Annotated in this window: 25 protein-coding genes; 17 read left to right on the top strand and 8 right to left on the bottom strand. The window is 70.8% G+C overall.

The window, feature by feature from the left end; translation table 11 throughout:
- Positions 1-3: 3 nt before the first annotated feature.
- Entirely contained in the window at positions 4-990 is a 987-nt protein-coding gene (locus ACIBHY_RS09620; protein WP_397306421.1) for an Lrp/AsnC family transcriptional regulator, read from the bottom strand.
- A 751-nt stretch (positions 991-1,741) separates the two neighbouring features.
- Here ACIBHY_RS09620 and ACIBHY_RS09615 point away from each other — a divergent pair.
- The 17 genes from ACIBHY_RS09615 (at position 1,742) to ACIBHY_RS09535 (ending at position 18,033) form a co-directional block, all read left to right on the top strand.
- Positions 1,742-1,945 (top strand): hypothetical protein, encoded by a 204-nt coding sequence (locus ACIBHY_RS09615; protein ID WP_397306420.1) that lies wholly within the window; start codon positions 1,742-1,744, stop codon positions 1,943-1,945.
- 79 nt (positions 1,946-2,024) lie between these two features.
- Positions 2,025-3,161, top strand: a complete 1,137-nt coding sequence (locus ACIBHY_RS09610) for an aromatic ring-hydroxylating dioxygenase subunit alpha (RefSeq protein ID WP_397306419.1) — start codon at positions 2,025-2,027, stop codon at positions 3,159-3,161.
- On the top strand, positions 3,158-3,925 hold the full coding sequence (locus ACIBHY_RS09605) for an alpha/beta fold hydrolase (protein WP_397306418.1): 768 nt from the start codon (positions 3,158-3,160) through the stop codon (positions 3,923-3,925). The genes ACIBHY_RS09610 and ACIBHY_RS09605 overlap by 4 nt, the downstream gene beginning before the upstream one ends.
- A gap of 22 nt (positions 3,926-3,947) precedes the next feature.
- The gene (locus ACIBHY_RS09600) at positions 3,948-5,177 is read left to right on the top strand and encodes an MFS transporter (protein WP_397306417.1); all 1,230 of its coding nucleotides are present in this window, start codon (positions 3,948-3,950) and stop codon (positions 5,175-5,177) included.
- A 15-nt stretch (positions 5,178-5,192) separates the two neighbouring features.
- Entirely contained in the window at positions 5,193-6,155 is a 963-nt protein-coding gene (locus ACIBHY_RS09595) for an LLM class flavin-dependent oxidoreductase (protein WP_397306416.1), read from the top strand.
- Positions 6,152-7,330, top strand: a complete 1,179-nt coding sequence (locus ACIBHY_RS09590) for a cytochrome P450 (protein WP_397306415.1) — start codon at positions 6,152-6,154, stop codon at positions 7,328-7,330. The genes ACIBHY_RS09595 and ACIBHY_RS09590 overlap by 4 nt, the downstream gene beginning before the upstream one ends.
- A 3-nt stretch (positions 7,331-7,333) precedes the next feature.
- Positions 7,334-8,566 (top strand): NADH-ubiquinone oxidoreductase-F iron-sulfur binding region domain-containing protein, encoded by a 1,233-nt coding sequence (locus tag ACIBHY_RS09585; protein ID WP_397249605.1) that lies wholly within the window; start codon positions 7,334-7,336, stop codon positions 8,564-8,566.
- Between the two features lie 3 nt (positions 8,567-8,569).
- Complete coding sequence (locus tag ACIBHY_RS09580) at positions 8,570-8,785, top strand: ferredoxin (RefSeq protein ID WP_397249607.1); 216 nt, start codon at positions 8,570-8,572, stop codon at positions 8,783-8,785.
- Position 8,786: 1 nt separating this feature from the next.
- Entirely contained in the window at positions 8,787-9,224 is a 438-nt protein-coding gene (locus tag ACIBHY_RS09575) for a YybH family protein (RefSeq protein WP_397249609.1), read from the top strand.
- On the top strand, positions 9,221-10,072 hold the full coding sequence (locus tag ACIBHY_RS09570; RefSeq protein WP_397306414.1) for a DUF1028 domain-containing protein: 852 nt from the start codon (positions 9,221-9,223) through the stop codon (positions 10,070-10,072). The genes ACIBHY_RS09575 and ACIBHY_RS09570 overlap by 4 nt, the downstream gene beginning before the upstream one ends.
- Positions 10,069-10,956 carry a dimethylarginine dimethylaminohydrolase family protein gene (locus ACIBHY_RS09565; protein WP_397306413.1) on the top strand — a complete coding sequence of 296 codons (888 nt, stop codon included), beginning with the start codon at positions 10,069-10,071 and terminating at the stop codon, positions 10,954-10,956. Before ACIBHY_RS09570 ends, ACIBHY_RS09565 begins: the two co-directional genes overlap by 4 nt.
- Positions 10,957-10,963: 7 nt before the next feature.
- Complete coding sequence (locus ACIBHY_RS09560; RefSeq protein WP_397306412.1) at positions 10,964-12,553, top strand: sigma-54-dependent Fis family transcriptional regulator; 1,590 nt, start codon at positions 10,964-10,966, stop codon at positions 12,551-12,553.
- 83 nt (positions 12,554-12,636) lie between these two features.
- Positions 12,637-14,076, top strand: a complete 1,440-nt coding sequence (locus tag ACIBHY_RS09555) for an aldehyde dehydrogenase family protein (protein ID WP_397249617.1) — start codon at positions 12,637-12,639, stop codon at positions 14,074-14,076.
- Positions 14,077-14,099: 23 nt separating this feature from the next.
- Positions 14,100-15,623: a class I adenylate-forming enzyme family protein gene (locus ACIBHY_RS09550; protein ID WP_397249619.1), complete on the top strand. Its 1,524-nt coding sequence runs from the start codon at positions 14,100-14,102 to the stop codon at positions 15,621-15,623.
- 240 nt (positions 15,624-15,863) lie between these two features.
- The gene (locus ACIBHY_RS09545) at positions 15,864-17,021 is read left to right on the top strand and encodes an SRPBCC family protein (RefSeq protein WP_397249621.1); all 1,158 of its coding nucleotides are present in this window, start codon (positions 15,864-15,866) and stop codon (positions 17,019-17,021) included.
- A 1-nt stretch (position 17,022) separates the two neighbouring features.
- The gene (locus ACIBHY_RS09540; protein WP_397249623.1) at positions 17,023-17,403 is read left to right on the top strand and encodes an SCP2 sterol-binding domain-containing protein; all 381 of its coding nucleotides are present in this window, start codon (positions 17,023-17,025) and stop codon (positions 17,401-17,403) included.
- Between the two features lie 18 nt (positions 17,404-17,421).
- Positions 17,422-18,033 (top strand): TetR/AcrR family transcriptional regulator, encoded by a 612-nt coding sequence (locus ACIBHY_RS09535; protein WP_397249625.1) that lies wholly within the window; start codon positions 17,422-17,424, stop codon positions 18,031-18,033.
- 334 nt (positions 18,034-18,367) lie between these two features.
- Here the strand turns inward: ACIBHY_RS09535 and ACIBHY_RS09530 are convergent, their stop codons facing one another.
- The 7 genes from ACIBHY_RS09530 to ACIBHY_RS09500 all read right to left on the bottom strand — a co-directional run.
- Entirely contained in the window at positions 18,368-18,559 is a 192-nt protein-coding gene (locus ACIBHY_RS09530; protein WP_397249627.1) for a hypothetical protein, read from the bottom strand.
- The gene (locus tag ACIBHY_RS09525; RefSeq protein ID WP_397249629.1) at positions 18,556-19,035 is read right to left on the bottom strand and encodes a histidine phosphatase family protein; all 480 of its coding nucleotides are present in this window, start codon (positions 19,033-19,035) and stop codon (positions 18,556-18,558) included. The genes ACIBHY_RS09530 and ACIBHY_RS09525 overlap by 4 nt, the downstream gene beginning before the upstream one ends.
- Positions 19,032-20,564: an MFS transporter gene (locus ACIBHY_RS09520; protein WP_397249631.1), complete on the bottom strand. Its 1,533-nt coding sequence runs from the start codon at positions 20,562-20,564 to the stop codon at positions 19,032-19,034. The genes ACIBHY_RS09525 and ACIBHY_RS09520 overlap by 4 nt, the downstream gene beginning before the upstream one ends.
- Positions 20,561-21,097, bottom strand: a complete 537-nt coding sequence (locus ACIBHY_RS09515) for a TetR/AcrR family transcriptional regulator (RefSeq protein WP_397249633.1) — start codon at positions 21,095-21,097, stop codon at positions 20,561-20,563. Before ACIBHY_RS09515 ends, ACIBHY_RS09520 begins: the two co-directional genes overlap by 4 nt.
- 180 nt (positions 21,098-21,277) lie before the next feature.
- On the bottom strand, positions 21,278-21,421 hold the full coding sequence (locus ACIBHY_RS09510) for a hypothetical protein (protein WP_397306411.1): 144 nt from the start codon (positions 21,419-21,421) through the stop codon (positions 21,278-21,280).
- Between the two features lie 35 nt (positions 21,422-21,456).
- Complete coding sequence (locus tag ACIBHY_RS09505; RefSeq protein ID WP_397306410.1) at positions 21,457-23,007, bottom strand: DUF5722 domain-containing protein; 1,551 nt, start codon at positions 23,005-23,007, stop codon at positions 21,457-21,459.
- The coding region (locus ACIBHY_RS09500; RefSeq protein WP_397306409.1) for a hypothetical protein at positions 23,004-24,715 on the bottom strand (1,712 nt) is incomplete at its 5' end. The genes ACIBHY_RS09505 and ACIBHY_RS09500, both read right to left, overlap by 4 nt.

Genomic DNA, 24,715 nt, shown 5'->3' with positions numbered 1-24,715 from the left:
CCCCTACAGGTCGGCCCAGGTGTAGGGCAGCTTGTGAATGTTGATGTAGTTGAACGTCTCCGTGGACATGACGCCAGGAACGCTGCGAAGCTTCGTCCCCGTCAGGTCGTACAAGTCGGCACGGCTCGCACAGCTGGCCTCGATCAGCAAGTCATAAGGCCCTGTCGTGGCGACGACCACCTCCACCTCAGGGAGTTCCTTCAGCTGCCGGACCGCCTCCGGGATGGGGCCGTGCACACGAACGCCGATCCCCGCCTGGACGCGGTGGCTGAAGAGGATCTGGTTCGTGACCGTCACGATCCGCACCACACCACGCTCCAGCAGTCGCACCACGCGCCGCCGTGCGCTGGCATAGGGCACGCCGGACTGCTCGGCCAGCTGCCGGTAGCTGGCGCGGCCGTCCTGCTGGAGCACGGCGGCCAGCGCACGGTCCGCGTCGTCGAGATCTTCCCTCACCTCCGGCTTGGGCGAGCCGACATGCCGGCCTCCCCCGAGGAGGATCTGCCGGGGACCGCCGGCGGCGTACTTCTCGACGGACAAGTACTGCATGACCAGGCACCGTCCCACCTCGGGAATGGTCCGGACCGATTCGTCGAGAACCTGCAGGATCTCCCGGTCGTCCCGGCCCACGAGTTCGGCGATGATGTCGAACATTCCCGCCGTCTGCACCACCAGGTCAGTGGCCGGCAGTTCGGTCAGGGCGCGGGCGATCGGCTGGACCGGCCCGTTCGCCGTGATGCCGACCAGGGCGAAGCTGCCCAGCCCGAGGGTGGGAGCGGAGACACTCCCGACGACCTTGATGACGTCCTCGGAGATGAGGCGCTTCAGCCGCTCGCGAACGGCGTCGCCCGACAGTTCGACTCTGGCGCCAAGGTCGGCGTAGGCGGCCCGCCCGTCTGCGATGAGGAGTTTGATGAGTTCTTCGTCGATCGAATCGAGCGTCACTCCCCGCGCACCGTCAACCCTGGTTTCCCGGCTCGCCGACTGCATCGCCGCACCCTTACCTCGATCGGAAGTCAATTCCACAATGTAGCACTCGGGCACGAGAATTTTTCCGTGTCGACGCTGCTGCAAGCGTTTTGTGGTGTGTTTGCCGGGCAGCGCGCGAATAGTGCCGCCCGCCCGCGTTCCGGCAGCCGAGGCATCGTGCCCGTCGGCGCTCGCGGACCGCGGGCCCGTCTCGGCGCCCGGCCGAGCCGGTCACCGCGGCGGGGACTCCCGCGCTGCCCGCTCGGAGACGATCTCCCTCGCCAGTTGCAGGCACTCGGTGCAGATCGTGGAGGGGTGGTCCGTCCCGCGCGTCTCCGCCATGCCGGACACCCGCCGCCACCGCCGTGCGCAGAAGCCGCAGCGTGTCCGCGCGGAGGTGACGGGCCCCAGGCAGGCCGTCCCGCTGGAGCGATCACTGTACTGGCGTTGCGCACCGGGTTCCCCTTTCGGACGCGCCGTCCGTCACGCGAACGATCGGGCGGGCCCGGACAGGAGGTGCGGCACTCGAAGAAGTCGCTCGACAAAATAACAATATGTCCATACGATTATTTCCATGCCGAGAGTCGCCGATCGTTCTCAGCGCCGCCAACCGGCCGAGGCCGCAATGCGGGTCATCGCGGCTTGGAGGATGAAAGGGCCCGCGGTGGCCGAGGCCGCGGTCTCAGCGGGGCCGATGCGGCCCCGCTTTCCGGCCGAGGACGAGATGCCGCTCGTGGAAGCCGGCAGGTGTCAGGTTCGCCGCGGTAGGGCGTTGAGTAGTCCCGCCCTGCGCAGGGCACAGGTGGCGCCGTGTTCCACGGCCCGGGCCGGCCTCGCGGCGGCCGTCGTGCGGGCGCGGACCGAGGAGGAGATCCCGGCCGAGGAGGTGGCGCGCGAATGCGCCGATCCCGGCAGGATGCCGCCGGCCGTGGCCGAGCGCCCGGCCGGCCGGCACTGGTACCGGCCGTTCGACTGAGCCACCCAACCGGCGGCTTTTTTTGAACAACTGACCAGTAACAGATGCTATACGTACGTTCAATAAAGAGGTGAAGTGAATGACGGACACCGCGACCCAGCTGCTGCCGGCGCATGCCTACTTCGACGCCGGCTGGTACGAACGCGAGCAGCCGGAGCTGTTCGGCCGCACCTGGCGCTACGCAGGGACCACCGACGATCTCAAGACGCCGGGTTCCTACCGCTCTGTGCAGGCAGGGCGGCACCCGCTGGTCGTCGTGCGCGGCAAGGACGGTGAACTGCGCGCCTTCCACAACGTCTGCCGTCACCGCGGCACGGCCGTCCTGTCCGGCAGCGGGGTGGTGGACAAGCAGATCGTCTGCCCTTACCACAACTGGACCTACGGCCTCGATGGCTGCCTGCTGGCCGTCACCCAGCGCAACGAGGTCGATCGTCACCTCGACCGCTCCAAGCTCGGCCTGCACCCGGCCTCCGTGGCGGTCTGGCGCGGTCTGGTGTTCGTCCACCCGGAGCCCGAGCCGCAACCGCTGACCGACTGGCTGGGCGATCTGCCCGACCGGATGGCGCCGTACGACCCGGAGCAGCTGGCCGAGGTGGTGCCGCCGCAGGTGCATCACATCAAGGCCAACTGGAAGGTGTTCATCGAGAACGCCTTGGACAACTACCACCTGGGCTACGTGCACAAGAACACGCTCATCGGCTACGACCACAAGCGTCAGGAACAGTACGCCTGCGGGGACCGGCACTGGTTCTTCTACGAGCCGCCGCTGGAGCCCGGCCAGGTGACGCCCGTGGAGGCCGCGGCGGGGCTCGAGCCGATCGCGGCCGAACCCCGCTGGTACGGCTCGGCCTTCGGCTTTTTCTTCCCGAACCTGTTCGTGCTGTCCTCGGCCGTCTCCTGGTCGAGTATCGAGGTGATCCCCACGGGTCCCGAGACCACCACGTTCGAGATGCGCATGCGTTTTCTGCCTGGTCAGAGCAGCAAGCTCGCCGTGGCCGGCGCGAAGGCGGCCGTGTCCACGGTGGCCCGGCGGGTCCTGGACAAGGAACGCACGTACGACCTCATCGAGGAGGATGTGTTCTGCTGCGAGGCCGTGCAGGTGGGGATCAGGTCGCCGCGCTTCTCCGTCGGCCCGATCGCCTACCGCTACGAGCGCGGCATCCAGGCCTTCCAGCGCAACGTCCTCGACTACGTGCCGCTGGAGACGGGGCGGTGATCGTCACGGTGCCCGGCGGCCGGCTGGCCGTCGTGGTGCGGGAGGGCGGCGCCGCCACGCCCGTGCTGTTCCTGCACGGGCTCAACAGCTCGGCCGACGTGTGGACCGCCGTCGTCGATCTGCTGCCGCGCGACCGCGCGCTGGCCGCCATGGATCTGCGGGGGCACGGCGGCTCCACCCGTGAGGGTTCCTTCGAGGTCGAGCGCCAGACGGCCGACGTGCTCGCCGTCGTCAACGGGCTCGGCTGGCCGAGGGTCCACCTCGTCGGCTCCTCGTACGGCGGCGGCCTCGCCCTGGCCGTGGCCGCCGCGCACCCCGGCCGGGCCGCCACGGTCACGATGTTCGGCACCGCGCTGGACCCGGCTCCCGAGACCTTGAAGCCGGCCCTGGACCTGCTGGCCCGCGCCGGCGTCGCGGGCTTCTTCACCGCGATCGCCCCCGAGTGGACCTTCGCCCCCGGCTCCGATCCCGGCTTGGTGGCCGAGGCCAGCCGGGTGGCCGCCGCCAACTCCCCGGCGACCGTCGCCCGACTGCTGGAAGCGGGGTTCACCGCCGACTTCCGGCCGGCGGCGGCAGAGGTGGGCTGCCCCGTGCTCGTCGCGCGCGGCGAGCACGACAGGACCTGCCCGCACGAGGCCGCGGCGAAGACGGCGGCGGCGCTGGGCACCGAGCAGCACACCGTGCCGGGGGCCGGTCACCTGCCCATGGCCGAGGCGCCCGAGCCGACCGCCGCCCTGATCGCGAGCTCCTGGAGGCGGACATGACCCACGGCCACGGCAGCCGCTCATGACCATCACCGAGGTACGCGCAGGCGTGGGCTTCCGGCTGGGCTTCGGCGCGGTCGCCTTCGGCATGCTGGCGGCGCTGCTCACTCCCGCGCAGATCCTGCTGCCGCTGCAGGCCGCCGAGCTGAGCGGCGAAGCCAAGGCGGGAACGCTGGCGCTGGTCTCCTCCATCGGCGGCGTCGTCGGCGTCGTCGCCGCGCCGCTGGTCGGCATGGCCTCCGACCGCACCCGATCCCGGTACGGCAGACGCCGCGGCTGGGCGCTGGCCGGCGCGGTGACCGGGGCGCTCGGGCTGACCGGGCTGGCCGCGGCGACCAGCGTCCCGGCGCTGATGCTGGCCTTCGCCGTGCTCCAGATCGGTATCGCCGGCGTGATCGCCGGCGCTCTGGCGCTCGTCGCCGACCAGGTGCCACAGAGCCAGCGCGGCGAGATCTCCGGCGTGGCCGGCGTGGCCGGCGCGCTCTCCCCCGTCTTCGGCGCCTGGGCCTTCAGCCTGCTGGGCGGCGACGTGCGGGCGACCTACCTGGTGCTCGCCACGCTGATGCTGGGCGGCGGGGCGCTGCTGCTGGCCACCGTCCGCGAACCGTCCAGCAGAGCGGAGGCCGCCAAGCCGTGGGACTGGCAGGAGTGGGTGGGCTGCTTCCGGCTCAACCCCCGCCGCGACCCCGACCTCGGCTGGATGTGGCTGACCCGGTTCCTGGTCTTCCTCGGGATGGCGCTCTCGCTCGGTTTCGTCCTGTACTGGGTGCAAGGGGTGCTCGGCCCCGGCACCGGACCGGCCGAGCTGGCCGAGTCCATGGCTGTGGTCACGTCCGTGTACGCGCTGGTGGCCGTGATCTCCGGAGTGATCGCCGGCATCGTCTCCGACCGGCTGATGCGCAGGAAGGCGTTCGTCGTCGCCGCCGGGCTCGTGCTCAGTTTGTGTTCGGTCGCCAACCTGGCCTGGCCGACGTGGACCGGGGTCCTGATCGTCTCGGCGATCGCCGGGCTGGCCTTCGGCGTGTACTCGACCATGGACCTCGCCGTCGCCGCCGACGTCCTTCCCCGCGCCGACCAGCGCGCCCGCGACCTGGGCGTGCTGCAGAGCGCCAACACCCTTCCCAGCCTGGCGGGACCGGCCCTCGGCGCCGTGATGCTGTCCGGCGCCGGATTCACCGGCCTCTACGCGGCCGCCGCGCTGTGCATGGCCGGCGCCGCCTTCACCGTCACCCGGATCACCGCGATCCGTTAGCCGAAGGAGTACACCGTGCGATTGAGCCTCAGCTTCAGCGGCTTCGGGCCGCTGCCGCCCACACTGCGCGCGGCCGCCGCGGCGGAGGCGGCCGGGCTGGACGGCGTGTGGATGTGCGAGCATCTCGGCTTCACCGACTCCGTGGTGCCCGCCGCCGCGGTGCTCGCCCGCACCGGCCGCCTTGAGGTGGGCCTGGTCGGGCCCGCTCCGATCGCCCGGCATCCCGCGCTGCTGGCGATGGAGCTGTCCTCGCTGGCCGCGCTCGCTCCCGGACGGGTTCGGGCGCAGGTCGGGCTGGGGGACGCCCTGCTGGCCGGGATGCTCGGTGGCGACCACCGCCAGGGCTTGCGAGTCGCCCGCGAGTACGTCGACGCGCTGCGGCGGCTCCTGGCCGGAGAACGCGTCGACGGGGAACTGGCCGGGCACCGCTTCTCCGGGTGCGCCGTCGCCCCGCCGCACGAGCCACCGGCCATCGATCTGCTGGCCGTACGGCCGCGCATGCTGGATCTGGCGGGGCGGGTCGCCGACGGCGTCTCGCTGACCGCCGGGGCCTCGCTCGGCTACCTGGCCGGTGCCGTGTCCTCCGTGGTCGAGGCGCTGGCCCAGGCCCGGCGCGACCGGGCGGACTTCCGGATCTCGGCGACGGTGCTCGGCTCGATCGGCGAGGACGAGGAGAGCGCCGCGGCGATGCTCCGGCCGATCCTGGCCGGGTTCAGCCCGTCCGGGTTCGAGGTGACCGCACCCGGCCTGTTCGACCCCACCGCGCTGGCGGACGCCCAGGCGGGCCGACTGCGGATGGCCGAGTTGCTGACCCCTGCCGCCCTGTGCGAACTGGCCCTCGTCGCCACGCCGAGCACGCTCCCCGAGGCGCTGGCCCGCCTGGCCGCGACCGGGATCGACGAGGTCGCGCTCGGCCTGGTCAACCCGCCCGAGCTGCTGCCCGGCCTGGTGGAGTCTCTCGGAACGGCCCGGCCATGACCTACACTCTCGCGAGCCTGATCGCGCCCGACCCCTATCCGCTCTACCGGGAACTGCGCAAACACGCCCCGGTCCACCTGACGCCCGAGGGCATCTGGCTGATCAGCCGGTACGCCGACGTGCGGGCGCTGCTGCTCGACCCGCGCGCCACCAGCAACCCGGCGGCCCGGCCCAACTATCGGGACTGGGCCGAGCGGCACCTCGACGGGGTGGACGGGCCGGTGGCCCGCTGGCAGCGCTCGATGTTCGTCTTCATGGACGACCCCGAGCACCGGCGGCTACGGCAGCTGTTCCAGCAGGCGTTCACCCCCGCCTCCGTGCAGGCGCTCCGTCCCGGGCTTGAGGCTCACGCTTCCGAGCTGATGAAGGCGGCCGGAAACTCCCTGGAGGTGGTGTCGGAGTTCGCCCTGCCGCTGACGACCGCGCTCATCGGCGAACTGCTCGGCGTGCCGGAGCAGGACCGGGTCGCGTGCGTGCGCAGGGCCGAGATCACCGGGCGCACGCTGGCGCCGGTCGTGCCGCCCGCGGTGCTGGCGGCGGCCGCGCAGTCGCTGGCCGAGTCGACCGGCTACTTCCTCGACCTGGTCGAACGGCGCAGGAGAGAACCGCGCGACGATCTGCTGACCGCGCTCACCGCGGTCATGACGCCGCAGGAGGTGGTCTCCAGCGCCCTGCTGCTGTTCAACGCCGGGCACGAGACGACCACCGCGCTCATCGCCAACGCCGTGCACGTGCTGCTCGGGCACCCCGGCCAGCTCGGCCTGCTGCGCGCCCGACCGTCGCTAGTGGCCGGGGCTGTCGAGGAGGTGCTCAGGTTCGAACCGTCCTTCCAGTTCGGGCTCAAGGTGACCCGCGAGCCGATCGAGCTGGACGGGGTCACGATCCCGGCCGGGGCCGCGGTCGTCCTGCTGGGCGCGGCGGCCAACCGGGATCCGGCCGAGTTCCCCGACCCGGATCGCTTCCTGATCACCCGCGGCGAGGGGAGGCACCTGGCGTTCGGGATGGGGACGCATCACTGCCTGGGCGCGCCGCTGGCCCGCATGGAGGCGCAGGTCGCGCTCGGCGCGCTCCTCGCCGCGTGGCCGTCCTTCGAGGCCGGACCGGATGAGCCGGTGCGAGCGGCACCGGCCGGCGCGCTGCGCACCCTCGAACGCCTGCCCATCAGGAGGTGCTGAACGATGAACATCACCACCCGCGTGGCCGTACCGGCCGGGGGCGGCGCGGCCGTACGGGGGAAGGTCAGGGAGGATCTCGCCCGGCATCTCGCCTCGGGTGGCGACAGCGCGTTGCACCACTCACCGGAGGCGGCGCTGGCCGCCATCCGCGCCGCCGCACTGCGCGGCCGCGGCGGCGCGGGCTTCCCGGTCGCCGCGAAGATCGAGGCGGTCCGCGCGGCGAGCGGGCCGCGCGTGCTCGTCGCCAACGGGGAAGAGGGCGAGCCTGCCAGCGTCAAGGACCGCTACCTGATGCGCACCCGCCCCCACCTGGTGATCGAGGGCATGCTCCTCGCCCGCCGCATCGTGGGAGCCGACCGGGCGATCCTCTACGTCTCCGACGCCCTCTCCGCCCGATCGGTACGGCTGGCGCTGAAGGAACGCCGACCGGCCTGCCCGCCAGAGGTCTTCGACGCCGAGCCCGGATTCGTCAGCGGCGAGGAGACCGCGCTCGTGCGCGCGATCGACGGCGGCCCGGCCAAGCCCACGGCCAAGCCGCCCCGTCCCTACGAACAGGGCGTCGCGGGCCGTCCCACGCTGGTGCTCAACGTCGAGTCGCTGGCCAGGATGGCGTTGCTGACCCGCTTCCGGCGCAGCGGCCTGCTGGTGACGCTCTCGGGCTCGGGTGGCGCGCCGGTGCTGACGGAGATCCCTCATGGGGTACGGCCGGCCGAACTGGCCGCCCGTTTCGGTTTCGACGCCTGCCGGGGCTTCCTGGCCGGTGGCTTCTCCGGCGGCCTGCTGCCGCCCTCGGCCGGGGACACGCCCCTGACCCATGAGGCCATGCGCGCCATCGGCAGCGCACTCGGCTGCGGCGCCCTGGTGGCCATCGGGCGTGAGGACTGCCCGGTGGCGGCCGCCGCCGACGTACTGGCCTTCTTCGACCGGGCCAACGCCGGCCAGTGCGGAAGCTGCTTCAAGGGCACGAGCGCCATGGCCGGGGCCGCGGCGGCGCTGCGCGCGGGCACCGCGGTCCCCGAGCAGGTGGACCGGCTGGAGCAGTGGGCGCGGCGGCTGCGCGGCCGCGGCGCCTGCGGCACCCTCGACGCCGCCTGCCTGACCGCGGACAGCCTGCTCCGCCACTTCCCGGAGGAGATCCGGCACCACCTGGCCGAGTCGTGCGCGCGCTGCGCCCGGCTGCCGGTGGGCGCCGACACCCGCTTCCGGGTGCACCCACCCGAACCCGAGGAGGACTGACAGATGCGCGTGAACGTCGACGGCACCAAATGCGCCGCCTACGCGCTGTGCGTGGAGATCGCGCCTCAGGTCTTCGACCTTGACGACTTCGGCTACGCCATGGCGACGCGGGAGGACGTCCCGGCGGAGCTGGAGGCGGCGACCGGGGAGGCCATCGAGGCCTGCCCCGCCCAGGCGATCCGCCGCCTCGCCCCCGGCGGACCAACCAAAGGAGTGTGACATGAGCGACGACGAGCGGCGTATCCGCGAACTGCACGACGGCTGGGTGACGGCCAACGGCACCGGTGACATCGGCTGGCTGCGTGCCCATCTGGCCGGTGACGACTTCGTCATGTGGAACACGCTGGGCAGCAACTTCTTCGGCCTCGACGGCATCGTCGAGCTCTGGAAGCAGTTGATCGCGATGGCGGGCGAGGCCGTACCCCAGAAGGTCGTTTCGCAGGCGTGGGACGAGCGGATCACGGTCGGCGGTGATCTGGCCGTGGTCAGCTACCTGTGCCGGCTGACCGTCGACTTCGGGCCGCGCGGTGAGGAGGCGGGCGGCGACCTGGACCAGCGCTACCGCGCCACCGAGGTCTACCGGCGGCACGACGGCGACTGGAAGATGATCCACTACCACGGCTCGCCGCACCAGCCCGGCGTCATGGGCGGGTCATGACCTTCTCCCTGGCCGCCCGCTGCGCACGCACCGGCCAACTGGGCGTCGCAGTGGCCTCGCACTCGCTGGGGGTGGGCGCGGTGGTGCCGTGGGCCCGCCCGGGGGTCGGCGTCGGCGTCACCCAGGCGCTCACCGATCGGCGGTACGGCAGGCTGCTGCCCGACCTGCTGGCCAACGGGCTGGCGCCGCCGCTGGCACTGAAGCTCGCCATGATCGACGACGAGAAGGCCGCGCTGCGCCAGATCGGCCTCGTCGACGTCCAGGGCCGCACCGCCGGGCACACCGGCGGCGCCTGCGTCGCCCACGCCGGCCGGCGGGCCGGTGTGGGCGTCGTGGCCCAGGGCAACATGCTCGCCGCCGACGGGTTGTGGGACGTCATGGTCGACCGGTTCACCACCACGCCGGGACCACTGGCCGAGCGACTCCTGGCCGCCATGCGGGCTGCCGATGAGGCGGGTGGTGACGTGCGCGGCAGACAGGCTGCCGCTGTGCGCGTCGTGGACGGGACGGCGGAGGGTGGCGTCGTGCTGGACCTGCGCGTCGACGACCACCCCGACCCGCTGGCCGAGCTGGAGCGCCTGCACGGGCTCTGGCGCGGCGACCGGCTGATGCACGCCTCCATCGCCGCCATGCTCGCCGGCAGCGAGCCGGAGCCGATCCTGGCCGATCTCGACCTGGCCCAGGACGCCTTCGGCGCGGGCAACCGGGAGCCGTCCTTCTGGCGGTGCGTCGCGCTGGCCGCCGCCGGACGTCCCGATCGGCTCCTGCTCAACGAGCTCGTCCGCCGGCGCCCCGGCTGGGGGGAGCTCTACCGCAGCATCACATCCACCGTGGAGAGAACATCATGATCGAGATCAATGTCACCAGCGACGTCGGTGTGCTCCGTGAGGTGATCCTGGGCCCTTGCAAGGCGTTCACCATGGAGGACCTCATCAGCGAGGCCCGGGTCGACGGCGGCGGCGGGGACCAGCGGCTCCTCGACGAGTTGTACGCCCGCTACTCCATCGAGGCCCCCGACCCCACGATCGCGGCCAAGCAGCACGCCCAGCTCATCGCGGTGCTGGAGGCGCACGACGTGAACGTCCACTGGGCGGCTCCCGTCGACTGCGTCATCCAGATGTACACCAGGGACATGGGCTTCGCCATCGACGACGTCTTCTTCCTGGCCCGCCCGGCCACACCCACCCGGCGCCGCGAGCAGGCGGCGTTGCTGAGCCTGCACTCGCGCATGTCCAAGGTACGCGCGCTGGACGCCGGCCACATCGAGGGCGGCGACGTCCTGGTCACCCCCTCCGAGGTGCTGGTCGGGATCGGCGACAGCACCAATGAGGCAGGGGCCGAGGCGCTGCGCAGGGCCATGGCGGCCGCCGGCCTGTCGCGCGAGGTGGTGCCGATGCGCTTCACCCACCGCGGCGTGGTCCATCTGGACGTGCACTTCACCCTCGCCTCGCCCGACGTCGGCCTCGTCAGCCCCGCCGCCTTCGACGCCGAGAGCCTCGACCACCTCAAGAGCCGCTTCAAACTGATCACCGTGACACCGCAGGAGATGCGGGCGCTCGCGGTCAACACGGTCGCGCTCGGGCCCGACCGGCTCATCATCCAGGCCGGGCACGAGCGGCTCGAAGCCGAGCTGTCCCGGCACGGCGTCACCCCCGTCCCGGTTGAGTTCTCGGAGATCACCCGCTTCCCCGGCGGTCTGCACTGCGCGACGCTCCCGCTGGTCAGGGAGTAGGCCGTTCGTGGCCGGCCTTCGTCCGGACATCGCCCGCTCATGGCGGCGTGCGGCCCTGAGCGGTCTCGATCCCGGTTCGGGCGTGGCCGGGGAACGGCTGGAGGAGGTCGACTCCGGCAGCAGGCTGATGGTGGCCGCGAAGCCGGTGCTCGACGCCGTCGCCGAGCAACTGCGGAACACCCGGTTCAGCGTGCTGCTCGCCGACGGCGAGGGCCGCATCGTGGATCGGCGGCTCGGCGACCCGCGACTTGCGGACGCGCTGGACGAGGTGTTCGCGGTGCCCGGGTGCCGCTACACCGAGGACGTCGCCGGGACCAACGCGCTGGCGACCGCGTTCGAGCTCCGCCGCGGGGTCTCGGTGGTCGGTCCCGAGCATTTCCTCGAGCGGCTGAAGGGGTTCTGCTGCTACGGCCATCCCGTCACCCACCCCGTGACGGGCCGGCTGGAGGGGGTGCTCGACGTGACGGGGCTGGCGCGGGATGCCACCGGACTGCTCGAACCCTTCCTCGCCCAGGCCGTACGCGGCATCGAGCAGCGGCTGATAGAAGGAAGCAGGCTCTCCGATCAGCGCATGCTGGCCGCCTTCCGCGCCCGCACCGCCCGTACCGGCGCGCCCGTCATCGTCGTGGGCGATGGGATCACCATGGCCAATCGAGCGGCACACGAAACGTTCGACGCCGCCATCCTGCGCGAGCTCGGCCGGGAACTGACCGGCGACCATGGCGTCTGCCTGCTCCACAGCCGCGCCGGGATCCCGGTCCGCGCACGCTACTCAGTGGTTCCGGGTGCCGTACGGGCGGTGCTGTTCGAGGCCATCGACACCGGCCGGGCACAGCCGGTCGTGCCCCGCACACGCGCGACGGAAGGGACCGCGGATCCGCTCGAGCCGTTCCGCCGGCGGCGCCGCAGGCTGCTGATCCACGGTGAGCCCGGCAGCGGGCGCACGTACGCGGCGCACGCGCTGGCCGGAGATCACCCCAGCACCGTGCTCGACGCCGCGTCGCTGTCGGCCGGCGACATCACCTCCGCGCTGGATCGCGGCCCCGATCACCTCGTCGTCATCGACGGCATCCATCTGCTCGACGATCCCACGGCGGCGACGCTCGCTCACCTTCTGGACGGCACGACCGGCTGGTACGCCCTCACCAGCGGACCGGTCGAGGAGCTGACCGGCGAACGGATCGGCCCGGCCGCGCGATGCGCCTCCCGCTGGGAGACCATCCCGCTGCGCTCGCGTCGCCACGACATCCCCGCCCTGGCCCGTGCGCTACTGAAAGGCCACGGCAGCACGACCCACCTCACCCCCGCCGCCCTGGACGCCCTGAGCCGCCACACCTGGCCCGGCAACCTCGCGGAACTGTCGGCCGTGATGGCCGAGCTCGCCCGCCGTACCGAAGCCGGGGTGATCACCGAGCTGGACCTGCCCACCACCTTCCGGCGCCCCAGGCGGCGGCTGTCCGCGCTCGAACAGGCGGAGTTCGACACCATCAGATCCGTCCTGGACCGCTGCCGCGGCAACAAGGTTCACGCCGCCGCGATGCTGGGAATCGCCCGGACCACGCTGTATCGCCGGCTCAAGGAGCTCGGCCTCGGCTGAGCGCTGTATCGGATCGCGACAGTTACCGGCCCTCGTCCCGGTCCACGATGGCTGCCAAAGGCAATGACCTGCGGGAGGCTGATATGTCCATTCAGTTCGACGGCGACTACGTCCTGACCATCAACGGAAAGCCGGAGCGGTCCGTGACCACCTCGACAGTGGTCAATCCCGCGACCGGCGAGACCATCGCGGAGGTGCCGGTCGCCGGCCCGGAGCAGCTCGATCAGGCCGTGGAAGCGGCGCGGGCGGCCTTCCCCACATGGGCGGCCACCCCGCTCCCCCAACGGCAGGCGATCGTGAGCGCCATCGGCGACCGGCTGGAGGCCCACGCCGAGGAGTTCATGACGCTGCTGACCCGCGAGCAGGGCAAACCCGGCAGCGGTGCCATGTGGGAGGTCTTCGGCTCGATCCTGTGGCTGCGCGCGATCGCCGCCCAGTCCCTTCCCGAGGAGGTCGTCGAAGACACCGCCGACCGGCGCGTGATCACCCGCCACACACCCCTCGGCGTGGTCGGCGGCATCACACCGTGGAACTTCCCCATCCTGCTCGCGGTGTGGAAGATCGCCCCCGCGCTCGTGGCCGGCAACTGCATCGTCGTCAAACCCTCGCCGTTCACCCCGCTGTGTACTCTCAAGCTCGCCGAACTGGTCCAGGACCTGCTTCCCCCCGGTGTGTTCAGCGTCCTGTCGGGCGACGACGAACTGGGAAAGCGGCTCACCGCGCATCCCGGAATCGACAAGATCGCCTTCACCGGCAACACCGAGACCGGCAGGCACGTCATGCGTTCGGCGGCCGGCAACCTCAAGCGGATCACCCTGGAGCTCGGCGGCAACGACCCGGCGATCGTGCTGCCGGACGTGGACCCGGTCAAGATCGCGCCACAACTGTTCTGGGCGGCGTTCCAGAACAACGCGCAGTTCTGCAACGCCGCCAAGCGCCTGTACATCCACGCCGACGTCTACGAGCAGGTGCGCGACGCTCTCGTCGCCTACGCCCGCACGATCACGGTGGGCGACGGCGCCGACCCGAGCACCGACCTCGGCCCGATTCAGAACAGGCCCCAGTTCGAGAAGGTCAAGGAGTACTTCGACGACTGCGCCCGCAACGGGTACACCTTCGCGCTCGGCGGCGAGATCGACGAGTCCGCCCGGGGCTGGTTCGTGCCCGTGACCCTGGTGGACGACCCGCCGGAGAACTCACGGCTGATGCGCGAGGAGCCGTTCGGCCCCATCCTGCCGCTGGTGCGCTGGACCGACGAGGCCGACGTGATCGCGCGCGCCAACGACACCGAGTACGGCCTGGGCGCCAGCGTGTGGGGCAAGGACCTGGAGGCCGTCGAGCGCATCGGGCGGCAGATCGACGCGGGCACCGTGTGGCTCAACGAGGTGCACCAGTACTCCCCCGCCCAGGCCTTCGGCGGGCACAAGCAGTCCGGCATCGGCTGTGAGAACTCGCTGCACGGGCTGATGGAGTACACCAACTGGCAGACGGTCACCCTCAACAAGCGGCCCGACGCCGTCTGAGATCCCTGACAAGGATGGCTGAGATGAACGGGCCCGGTGAGATCCTGCCGCACAGCGCGGCGCTGTTCCCGCACAAGACGGCGCTGGTGACGGCGGCGCGCGAACTGACCTACGCCGAGCTCGACCATGCCTCCGCGTCCGTCGCCGCGGCGCTGGCCGAGCGCGGCATCCGTCCCGGCGACCGCGTCTCGCTGTACGCGCAGAACCGGTGGGAGTGGGTCGTGGCCTATCACGCCGTGCTCAGGGCCGGCGCGGTGGTGAACCCGATCAACGTGATGCTCACCGCGGACGAGGTGCGCCACGTCCTGCGCGACTGTCAGGCGGTGGCGCTGTTCGCCGCACGCGACCAGCTCGCCGCCCTGGGCGGGGTGCTCGACGCGGTCGGCACGCTGCGCACGGTGGTCTGCTTCGACGACCCGCCTCCCGGCGCCGAGGCCTTCGCCGGCTGTCTCGCCACGACCGCGCCGCCGAAGCCCGTACAGGTGCGCCGGGAGCAGCCGTCCACGATCGGCTACACCTCGGGCACGACGGGACGCCCCAAGGGTGCCGTCCAGTCACAGCACGCGGTGCTGCTGAACTGCGAGCTGACCGCCCGCATGCACCGCAGAACCGCGGCGGACACGCTCCTCACCGCGCTGCCCGCCCCGCACGTCTACGGCAACGTGGCGATCAACAGCACGTTCCTTTCCGGCGGGACGGTCGTGCTGCTGGAACGCTTCGACGCCTCCACCGTGCTGGAACTCATCGCCAAGCACCGGGTGACCATGTTCGAGGGCGTACCGGCGATGTACGCGATGCTGCTGGCCCACGAGCGGATCGGCGCCGCCGATCTGAGCTCTCTGACGCGCTGCACCGTCGGCGGGCAGACCATCGCCCGCTCCACCATCGATCGCTGGCAGCGGGTCAGCGGCGCCCCGCTGATCGAGTTGTGGGGCATGACCGAGCTGTCCGGGCTGGGGACGACGCATTGGGCCGGCGCCGAGCCATGCCCCGGCTCGATCGGCGTGGCCCTGCCCGGTGTCGAGGTGCGGATCGGCGACCTGGGCGACGCCTCCCGCACCGCACCGGCCGGCACACCGGGGGAACTGCTCGTGCGGGGCCCGTTGGTCATGCTCGGCTACTTCGGCGACGACGAGGCCACGGCGGAGACGATCGACGAGGACGGCTGGCTGCGCACCGGCGACATCGCCTATGAGGACGGCACCGGCCATCTCTTCATCGTCGACCGCCGCAAGGACATGATCATCACGGCGGGTTACAACGTCTATCCCGCCGAGATCGAACGCGTCCTGGCCGCACACCACGCCGTGGCGATGGTCGCGGTCGGACCGATTCCCGACGAGGTCAAGGGTGAGACCGCCCGCGCCTACGTCGTCCTGTCCGGCGGCGCCACGACCACCCCGGAGGAACTGATCGCGTACTGCCGCGGCAGGCTCGCCGCCTACAAGCTTCCCCGTTCCATCCAGTTCGTCACGGCGCTGCCCCAGACGTCCACCGGCAAGATCATGCGCCGGAAACTGATCGAGCTGGCCGATCGGATCGGCTGACCGGCCACCGGACACGACAGATCCCGGGAGAGACACCGGCCGCCGAGCGACTCGGTCACCCGCAGCCGTTCGGCAACCTCGTCTCCGGCTGCGCCCGACGACCGGCTCATCGTGCGGCGCCCCCGCCGGGAACCGCATGGTTCCCGGAGCTGAAGCCCTCAGCTCCCATTGACGAATGGTTATCGACTGATATCCTTGTCGAAGGTTATCGATTGATAACGCACCATGAGAGGATTCACCATGACCGTGATCGCTCCAGAGGGAACCGAGGAGATCCTTGCCGAGTTGCGGCGCTACCTCGACGAGGACCCGCCGGCGATCAGCCTCCCGCCGCGCGCCTACACCTCGCCCGAGATGTGGGAGCTGGAGAAGGAGCGGATCTTCAGCCGCGCCTGGATGCACGTTGCCCACGTCGACCAGCTCGCCGAAGCCGGCGACTACGTCTCGCTGTCCATCGCCGGCGAGGCGGTCGTCGTCACCCGCGGCAAGGACGGCGCGCTGCACGCGATGTCGCCGGTATGCCGGCACCGGCTGATGCCCCTGGTGGGGCCGGGAGCCGGCCGCGCCCAATCCTTCACCTGCCCGTACCACCTGTGGAACTACGGCCTCGACGGACGGCTGCGCGGCGCGCCGCACATGGGCGGGAACCCGGACTTCGACCCGAAGAACTGCCGGCTGCCCGGCTTCGCGGTCGAGGAATGGAACGGCCTCGTCTACGTCAACCTCGACGCCGCCGCCGAACCCATCGGCCCGCACCTCGACCTGGCCACGCCCGAATTCGGGAACTACCGGATCGGCGACCTGGTCCAGGTCGTCTCCTTCACGGAGGAATGGCAGGCCAACTGGAAGCTCGCGCTGGAGAACGGCCACGAGAACTACCACGTCATCGGCCTGCATCGGCAGACCCTGGAGCCGTTCATGCCCGGCGGCGGCGACATCTACGTCAAGCAGTACTCGCCCTGGGCGCTGCATGCCCGCGTCCCGTTCGTCGAACCCATCGAGCCGGAGGCGCTCAAACTGGGCGAGGTGGAGAAGGCGCACGCGATGTTCCTGCTGTCCTTCCCGACCGGCGGCCTCGCCGGCCTGGGCGACCAGATCGTCTGGCTCAGCTTCATCCCGCAGTCCATCGACACCCTTCAGGTGCGCGGCGGCATGCTCATGCCGCCCGAACTGGTGGCTTCGGTAGATCCAGAAGCGCTCGCCAGAGCCCAGCAGGCATTCACCACCATGGTCAACGACGAGGACAAGACGGGACTCGAAGCCGTGCAGCGCGGCGTCACCTCACGCTTCGCCGAACGCGGCCACCTCAGCCCCAAGGAAGCCGGCGTGATCGCCTTCTACAAGAACCTGGCCCGCGCCCTGACCCGCCAGGGCAACGCCTGGCCCGGGGAGCTGTGACATGGCGCGCTACCTCACGAAGGACTGGATGGACCTCGTGCTCAAGGAGACCCAGGACCTTCCCGAACGCCGGGGCGGCAACGCCCGCCTGCAGTACGTCCTGACCGGCGACAGCGACGTGCACTACTACTGGGTGCTGGAGCACGGCCGGGTGACCGACGTCGCGCTGGGCACCCTCGACAAACCCGACTACACGATCACCATGACCTACGACGACAGCGTGCTCATCGAGCGGGGCGAACTGACCGAGGAGGCCGCGTTCGCCCAGGGCCGGATGAAGTTCACCGGCAGCATGGTCAAGGCCATGACGCTGATGCCGGTCATGGACGCGCCCGAGTTCAAGGCGGCGATGGCCCGTCTCCGCGCGGCCACCGAACTGTGACCGGCTAGTCTGGCCTCCATGCCCGCACCGCGATGGAGCCCGTCGGCCGAGCGCATTCTCCGCACGGCCGCCAGGCTCTTCGCGACGCACGGCTACTCCGCCACCTCCACCCGCGACATCGCCGCCGCCGTCGGCGTCAAGCAGCCGGCCATCTACAAGCACTTCTCCGCCAAGGACGACATCCTGGCCGCACTCGTGAGACTGGGCCTGGAGCGGCCCTTGGCCGTGGGCGACTCGCTGGAGCTCGTGGCGGCGCCCGCGGCGGTCAAACTGCATCGATGGCTGCGCGAGTCGCTGCAGCACCTGCTGGACTCGCCGTACGTGCTGGTGTCCATCCTCACCACGCCCGAGCTGGAACGCGACCGGTTCGCGGCCGAACGCAAACTCATCGAACGGCTCGAAGTGCAGGTCACCGACCTGATCGTGCAGGGACAGCGCGAAGGCGACGTGCGGCCGGTCAACCCGGTGACGGGGGCACGGCTGGTGCTGGTGCTGTTCGACGCGATGGCGCTGCCGGAGATCGCGGTCAGCCCGCCCGACATCATCGACTTCGCCCTCACCGCCCTCCTGAACGACCCCTCCCGCCTGCCCGAACTCCACCAGCAGGCGAACGCCCTCGTCCTCCCCTAGGAGACCTTCCGCGGTCCCAGGCCACCTCGGCCCGAACTGTCACGCGGAACCCCCCAGATCGTCCCGCCGCCGACGTCCCGTCAGATCACGTGGTCCTCGAAGTCAACCGCATCGATCGGATGTACGGCTGCCGCGATCCGCATCACCAAAGCTTGGCTGGAAGACCGGCCCGGCGAGTGCCATCCCACAACAGGTAGTCGAACGTGACCGTAGGAGTCCTGGTGGCCCGCCGCCTGGGCCCGGCTCTCGCGGATGGGCGCAGAACCACAGGACAGTCTGCTTCGGCGGCAACACGCTCCACCTTGGTAGCCGTCGCAGCGGGGTCAGGTTGAGGTCAGCCGGCTCTGGCGGAGTCGAGGTGGCGGGTGTCACCGAGGTTCGCGACCTGGCGGTTGTGGAAGAAGTCGTCCTGGCGCAGTGTGGTGATGCTGCCGGAGGGCGCCCGGAAATCGGCGTAGCCGGCCGCCTCGATCGGCATCTTGATCCAGGCGGCGACGACGAAGGTCAGGGACCCACCGTGCGTCACGATGTTCGCAGGGGGCTCCGCACGATCTCGTCCATGGCCGCGTAGACGCGCTGTGCCCAAACCGCCTTGGTCTCGGCTCCCTGGACGCCCTCGTCATGGTCCAACCGCTCTCCGACGGCCGGCGGCGGGACGAATCGCTGGTCCAGCCATTGCTGTGGCCGTCCTCCCGCCTGGCCGTAGGACTTCTCCCGCAGTCTGCGATCCAGGAACGGGTTCACGCCGAACAGATCGGCGATCTTCTCGGCCGTTTGCCGGGTACGCCGCAGATCCGAGGAGAACAGCTCCACCTCGGCGCGCTCGGGGATCTGTGCCCGCAACGCTCGGGCGATCAAGGCCGCCGCGCTGAGCCCGGCTGGTGTCAGCTGCGCATCATGCCAGCCGCCGACGACCCTCTCGACGTGGTGGGTCGCCTCCGGATGGGTGACGGCTGGGGCGGTGGACCTGCCGCGCGGGCCACAGCCCGTCCTGAGGATCATTCCGCATGGTTGCGCCGGGGCACGAAGATCAGTGACATCAGCGCGCCCACCGTGATGAGCACGGTCGCCACCACGACCACTGCGCGAAAGCCTGAAAGCCAGGCGTCACGGGCGACATCCAGGACGACCTGCCCGGCGGTCCCGGGCAGCCGGTGGGCGACCGCCGCCGCCTCGGTGATCGACGTTCGCACGATGGCCTGATCGCTCGAAGCGAGGCCGGCGACCGGGCCGATGACGTTGCTGTAGATCGCCACGCCCACGGCGCCGAGGACGGCCACCCCGATGCCGCCGCCCAGTTCGTAGACGGTCGACTCGATCGAGCCCGCCTGACCCGCGTCATCCACCGAGACCGCGGAGAGCATCGCGTCGTTGGCCGCGACCATGGCCGCTTCGAGAGCCAGCCCCAGAACAACGAACGGGATCCACAGGAGCGCGTAGCTGGGCCGGGTGTCCAGCGCGAGCAACGGTGGGAGCGCGGCGGCGGACAGGCCGAACCCGGCCGCCAAAGTCATCCGGGTGCCGAGTCGTTGCAGCACAGGAGCTGCGATGAGCGAGCCGGCGAACGTCGCGGCCAGCAACGGGAGCAGCCGGAGACTCGCTTGCGAGGGGCTGAGGCCGAGCACGAGCTGCAGATACTGAGCGAAGTAGAGCTCGAGTCCCACCAGCGCGAAGACGACCAGGAGCACCCCGGCGGACGAGACGGCGAAGACCGGGCGAGTGAACAGCCGGATGTTGAGGAGGGGTTGGTCCCTGCGGAGTTGCCGCATGACGAACAGGATCAGCAGGATGGTGGCGGCGGTCAGGGACATGATCGACCACGCCGCGAGAAAGCCGTGCCGTACACCCTCCTTGATGCCGTACGCGAGGCCGAGCACACCGCCAGCCACGAGGAGCACGCTGAGCGTGTCCCACGGTGGGGGCGCGCTGTGGCGGCTCTCGGGCAGGAGGCGGACGGCGAACGGCAACACGACGGCCAGCACGGGCACGTTGATCAGGAACACCGCGCCCCACCAGAAATGCTCGACCAGGAACCCGCCCAGCAGCGGGCCCGCGGCCGCGCCGCCGGCCAGCAGCGCCGACCAGATGCCGATGGCCTGGGCCCGCTCCCGACGGTCGGGGAAGACCGCGCGGATGATGGCCATCGCGTTGGGCATGACCAGCGCGCCACCAAGCCCCTGGGCGGCGCGGGCGCCGATCAGCGCCGCCGGCGACCAGGCGTAGGCGGCGAGCGCCGAGGCCAGCGTGAACACCACCAGCCCGACGATGAGCATCCTCTTGCGCCCGAACCGGTCGCCCAAGGTGCTCGCCGCGACCAGGAGCGGCGCCACGACGAGAGGGTAGACGTCGATGATCCACAACAGCGATACCGGTGATGGCCGTAGCGCCTCGGCGATCCTGGGAGAGGCGATGTGCAGCACCGTTATGTCGATCACGATGATGAGCACGGCGGCCGACATGACCGCGAGCACCCACCACCGGTTGTGCGTGACGGCATCGGCGCGCTCATCGCGGGTTTCCGTCGACGTCATCGCACACCCACTCCACCCATGACCGTGGTGACGAACAGCCGCTTTACGGCGCGCCCGCCGACAAAGCCCGACCGCACGGCGTAGAAGAGCGCAAGCGCCTGCGCGCCGATCGAGTAGCCGATCCAGCCATCGGGAACATCCTTGCGGAAGCTCCCTTCAGCCTGCCCGCGAGCGGCGAAACGGGCGAAGCGCTCGTCCTGGGTCTCGGCCTCGGCGTGCAGGTCGGCCAGCGCGGTGATCGGCGGCTCGGCCCACAACAAGGTGAAGGCGACAGCCAGATCCAGTACCTCATCTCCCATCTTCTCCAGGACCGCCTCGACGGGGTCGTCGTCAAGGCCGATCCTGTCGTAGATCCGGGCCACCTCCGCGACAGCGAACCGTGCCACGTCGCGTTGCAGAATCTCGCGCGTCGGGAAGGCACGGTGCAAGGTCGTCCTCCCCACTCCAGCGCGCGCGGCCAGGTCGCCCAGAGGCACGCTCAGGTCATTCGCCAGGGCGGTGGCCACCTTTCGCAGCAACAGATCTCGTTCCATAGCGAACAAAATAGCACCGAATAAAAGGATTTAGCTCCAACTGGAACAGATTTGTTCCATCAGTCGGGCTCATGGCCACCTTGAGGTGCCTCAACGGGCATGTGCTCTACGTCGCAGCCGACGCGAGACGACATCGTGGTCAGGTACCGGGCGAATCGGAGGGCGGCACCACCCAGCGGATCAGTGGTGGTGCCCGGCGCCGGTCGGCACCGCGGCCATCGCCCCACTTGCCATTCGCGCGCCGGCCCGCTTGCCGGTCAGGTCGCTCATGCCACAGTCCGTCGATCGCGGGGTGGGCGCCATGCCGATGGCCCATCTGGTCACCGCGGCGACCAGACGGGCCCGACCACGTCCGGGACTCAGATCGGCACGGGTGCGGCATATCCGAGAAGACCTTCACGCACCTGCTTCTCGCAGTCCGCCCGTGCCGAGACGAAGTGGTCGCCGTTGGCCGCCACCCGGCACCGGTAGAGCGCGGTCCGGCCGTCCGACGGTGTGGTGGCGATGAAGCCGACAGGCCCCAGCGGCCGCAGGCCCTCGCATCCCGGTTCACGGCTCAGCAGGTTGTGCCCTCCGACCGCGCACTCGAACAGGGGCGCGGTGCCCAGCTCGGGACCGCGCCGCAGCAGCCAGGCGCCTTCGGCCGTGAACCCGGAGGGCAGCAGCCGGGTCGAGGCCCAGTGACCTCGACCAGAGTGGAAGCCGCGCACCAGCTTGACGTCGGGCAGGGTCTCGAAGCCGCACGAAAGCCGCGGCGGCGAAAGATCCGCCCGGTTGGCCAACGCCCACACCGACCAGGCCGGCTTGGCCGAGCCGTCGGCGTTGCGCAGCCCGAGCGCCAGCCCGCCGGCGACCTCGTCGGGATGGTCTCGCATGCGGTGGTAGACGTAGTTGACGATGCCGGGAGTGCCCAGCACATTGCGGAAGGAGTCGCACACCGCGGCGGCCTGCCGTTCCGGAGAGGACGGCGCCAGGGAGTTGACGCCGCTCTCGGTGAGCTGGACCTCGGACCAGGCGGCCGGGTTACCGGGGAAGGTCGCGCGCAGCCAGCCGACCAGGGCACCCAGGTTGCCGTAGGTGACGAGAGGATAGTCATCGGGGCCGAAAGCGGACCCGCGCAGGTTGGGCGGGTACGGGTGGAAGGCGACCCGCCAGGGCCTGCCACCCGTCCGCGCCGCCAGGCCGCGCAGGACGGTCTGCCCGGACAGCACCGGCTCGGCCGCCGCCGGAGCGTCGAGTTCGGCGCCGAAACGGTGGTCGAGGGAGATCAGCGTCTTGGCCGCCGGTTGTTCGGCCGCGACACGGTCGTGGGCGGCGTTGTAGGACGCGGCGATCTCCTCCAGCCAGCGGCCCGCGTCGCACGGGACGCCCTGCCCGCAGCCGATGTCGAACCAGGTGCTGTGGTTGACCTCATTGTTGACGACGAAGTCGGCGACGCGGCCGTGACCACGCCGTCCGTCGTAACGCTGGGCGAGCATGCCGGCGAAGCGGCCGTAGTCGGCCGGGTCTCGGGGCGTGCAGAAGATCTCGAAGCCCGGGGCGGCGGGTGTGCACGGTTTGCCGGCTCGTGCCCAGGCCGGCGTCCCGTACACGATGGCCGTCACCACGAGGCCGCGCTCGCTCCACCCGCGGACCTCGGCGTCGACGTCGGCGGGGACGGTGAAGCAGCGGCCGTCGTACTCCTGCTGTCCGGCCGCGCATGGCGCGGTCTTCACCTCGGGCTCCCAATGCGCCCACACGAGGTTGAGCGCGACTCCGCCGGTGTTGTTGCCGGCGATCTCCTGCTTGTCGGGCCAGAAATCGGGCTGCACCGATTTAATCCGGTAGGCGTCGCGTTCCGGGTACGGCAGGGCCGGCGAGACCGGCGCCAGCAGGCTCATGAGGGCGACCAGCGCCAGGGCAGCCTTCACAGACTGCCTCGCGCGTATCCCAGCATCCCGTCGACCGCGTGTCCCTCGCAGTCCGGGCGGACGGAGATGAAATGGTCGCCGTTGTCGGCCACGTTGCAGCGGTACACGGCCACCGCTGCTCCGCTCGGCGGCGGATCCACCCACAGGTGCCCCAGCAGCCCGATCACCACCTTGCCTTCACAGTCAGGACGGACCGACACGAACTCCTCGGTGTCATCCAGGCAGCTCAGCAGCGGCCGCGTGCCCGCCTCTTCGAGGGCGGTGACGTAGCCGATGGTGGCCTCCAGCAGGTATCCGGGCGGCAGCGCGCCGGTGGAGGCACGATGGTCGGGGCCACGGGTGCTGCGCGCCAGCGGCAGGTAGGCGTGGATGTAGCCGAGCAGACCGTCCACACGGTGGCCTTCGCAGCCGGAGTCGCGGGAGTCGAAGTGCTCGCCGGTCGCCGCCACCACGCAGCGGTGCAGGGCGACGACGGGTGTGTCCGCGGGCTTCGCGGTCCAGACCCAGCCCATCGGGCCGATCGTCGTGTGACCTTCGCAACCGGGATCGCGTGAGGTGAACGCCTCGTCGCCGATACGGCAGCTGAACAACAGCGCCGTGCCGTCCACCTGGATCATGGAGATCAGTCCGAGCCCCTGCTCGGGAGAGTAGCCGGACGGCATTCCCTGGGCCGCGCTGCGATGCTCGCCCGGCTTGGACGTCTGCACGTAGCGAGTGAGGGAGGCGTAGGCGGCGAGGTACCCGAGCGGGCCGTCGACCCTCTGCCCCTCGCACTCGGGGCTGTGGGAGTCGAAGTGGTCACCGGTCCTGTTGTCCACGCAGCGGAACAACGCGGCCGAGGGTCGCCCGGCCGGCCTGTCGGTGTGGATCCAGCCGAGAACGCCGAGCCTGCCCTCGCCCCCACAGTCCTCGCGCAGGGAGCTGAACTGGTCGGCCCCGGTCTGGCAGGAGTACAAGGGCCGGGTTCCAGGTACGTGGACGGGTGACAGATGTCCGAACGCGCCCACGAACCGGTAGCCGGGCGGCACGGAGCCCGAGCTGCTGCGTACCTCTCCGGTGGGCCCTCGATAGCGGGTGAGCTGGCCGTAGGCCGGACCTCTGTTGGAGATGGGGTCGGCGAGCACCTCGACCGAGTGCTGGTTCACCGGTACGGCACGGCCGCACTCCGGCGCGCCGGGACACCGGTCGGAGACATCGGCCTGGCCGCCCACCATCAGGTAGACGGTGCCGTTGCCGGCGTCAGCGGCCTGCAGCAGGGTGCCCTCGACCGGCCGTTCCAGCATGTGGTCGCGGGCGTCCACGCTCCACGCCGTCACCCGTACGTAGTGGCCGCAGCCGACCGTGCAGTCGGCCAGCTGAAGGGGCGCGCCGCCGGCGAACTTGAACACGCGCAGCGTCTCGTCCTGGACGGTGGTGCCGTCCTTCGGCTGCGGAAGCATGTGGTCGAGCCTGACCACGCTGCCGGCCGAGATCGGCACCGGGTCGCCGCACTCGGCCGAGCAGTTGGCCAGCCGGATCGGGGCGCCGCCGGCGAACTTGAACACGTTGCCCGCCTCGTCGCGGGCGGTGGCGCCGTCGTGCGGGTGGGGGCGCATGTGTTCCAGCTCTCTGACGCTCCACGCGGTGATCGGGACCGGGTTGCCGCAGCCGACCGAACAGGTGGTGAGGTGGATGGGGGCGCCGCCGACGAACTTGAAGACGTTGCCCG

Origin of the sequence: Nonomuraea sp. NPDC050547 (assembly GCF_044457345.1) — a bacterium.
GTDB lineage: Bacteria > Actinomycetota > Actinomycetes > Streptosporangiales > Streptosporangiaceae > Nonomuraea.
The sequence above is the reverse complement of the archived record's forward strand: the minus strand, read 5'-3'. Positions and strand labels throughout refer to the sequence as shown.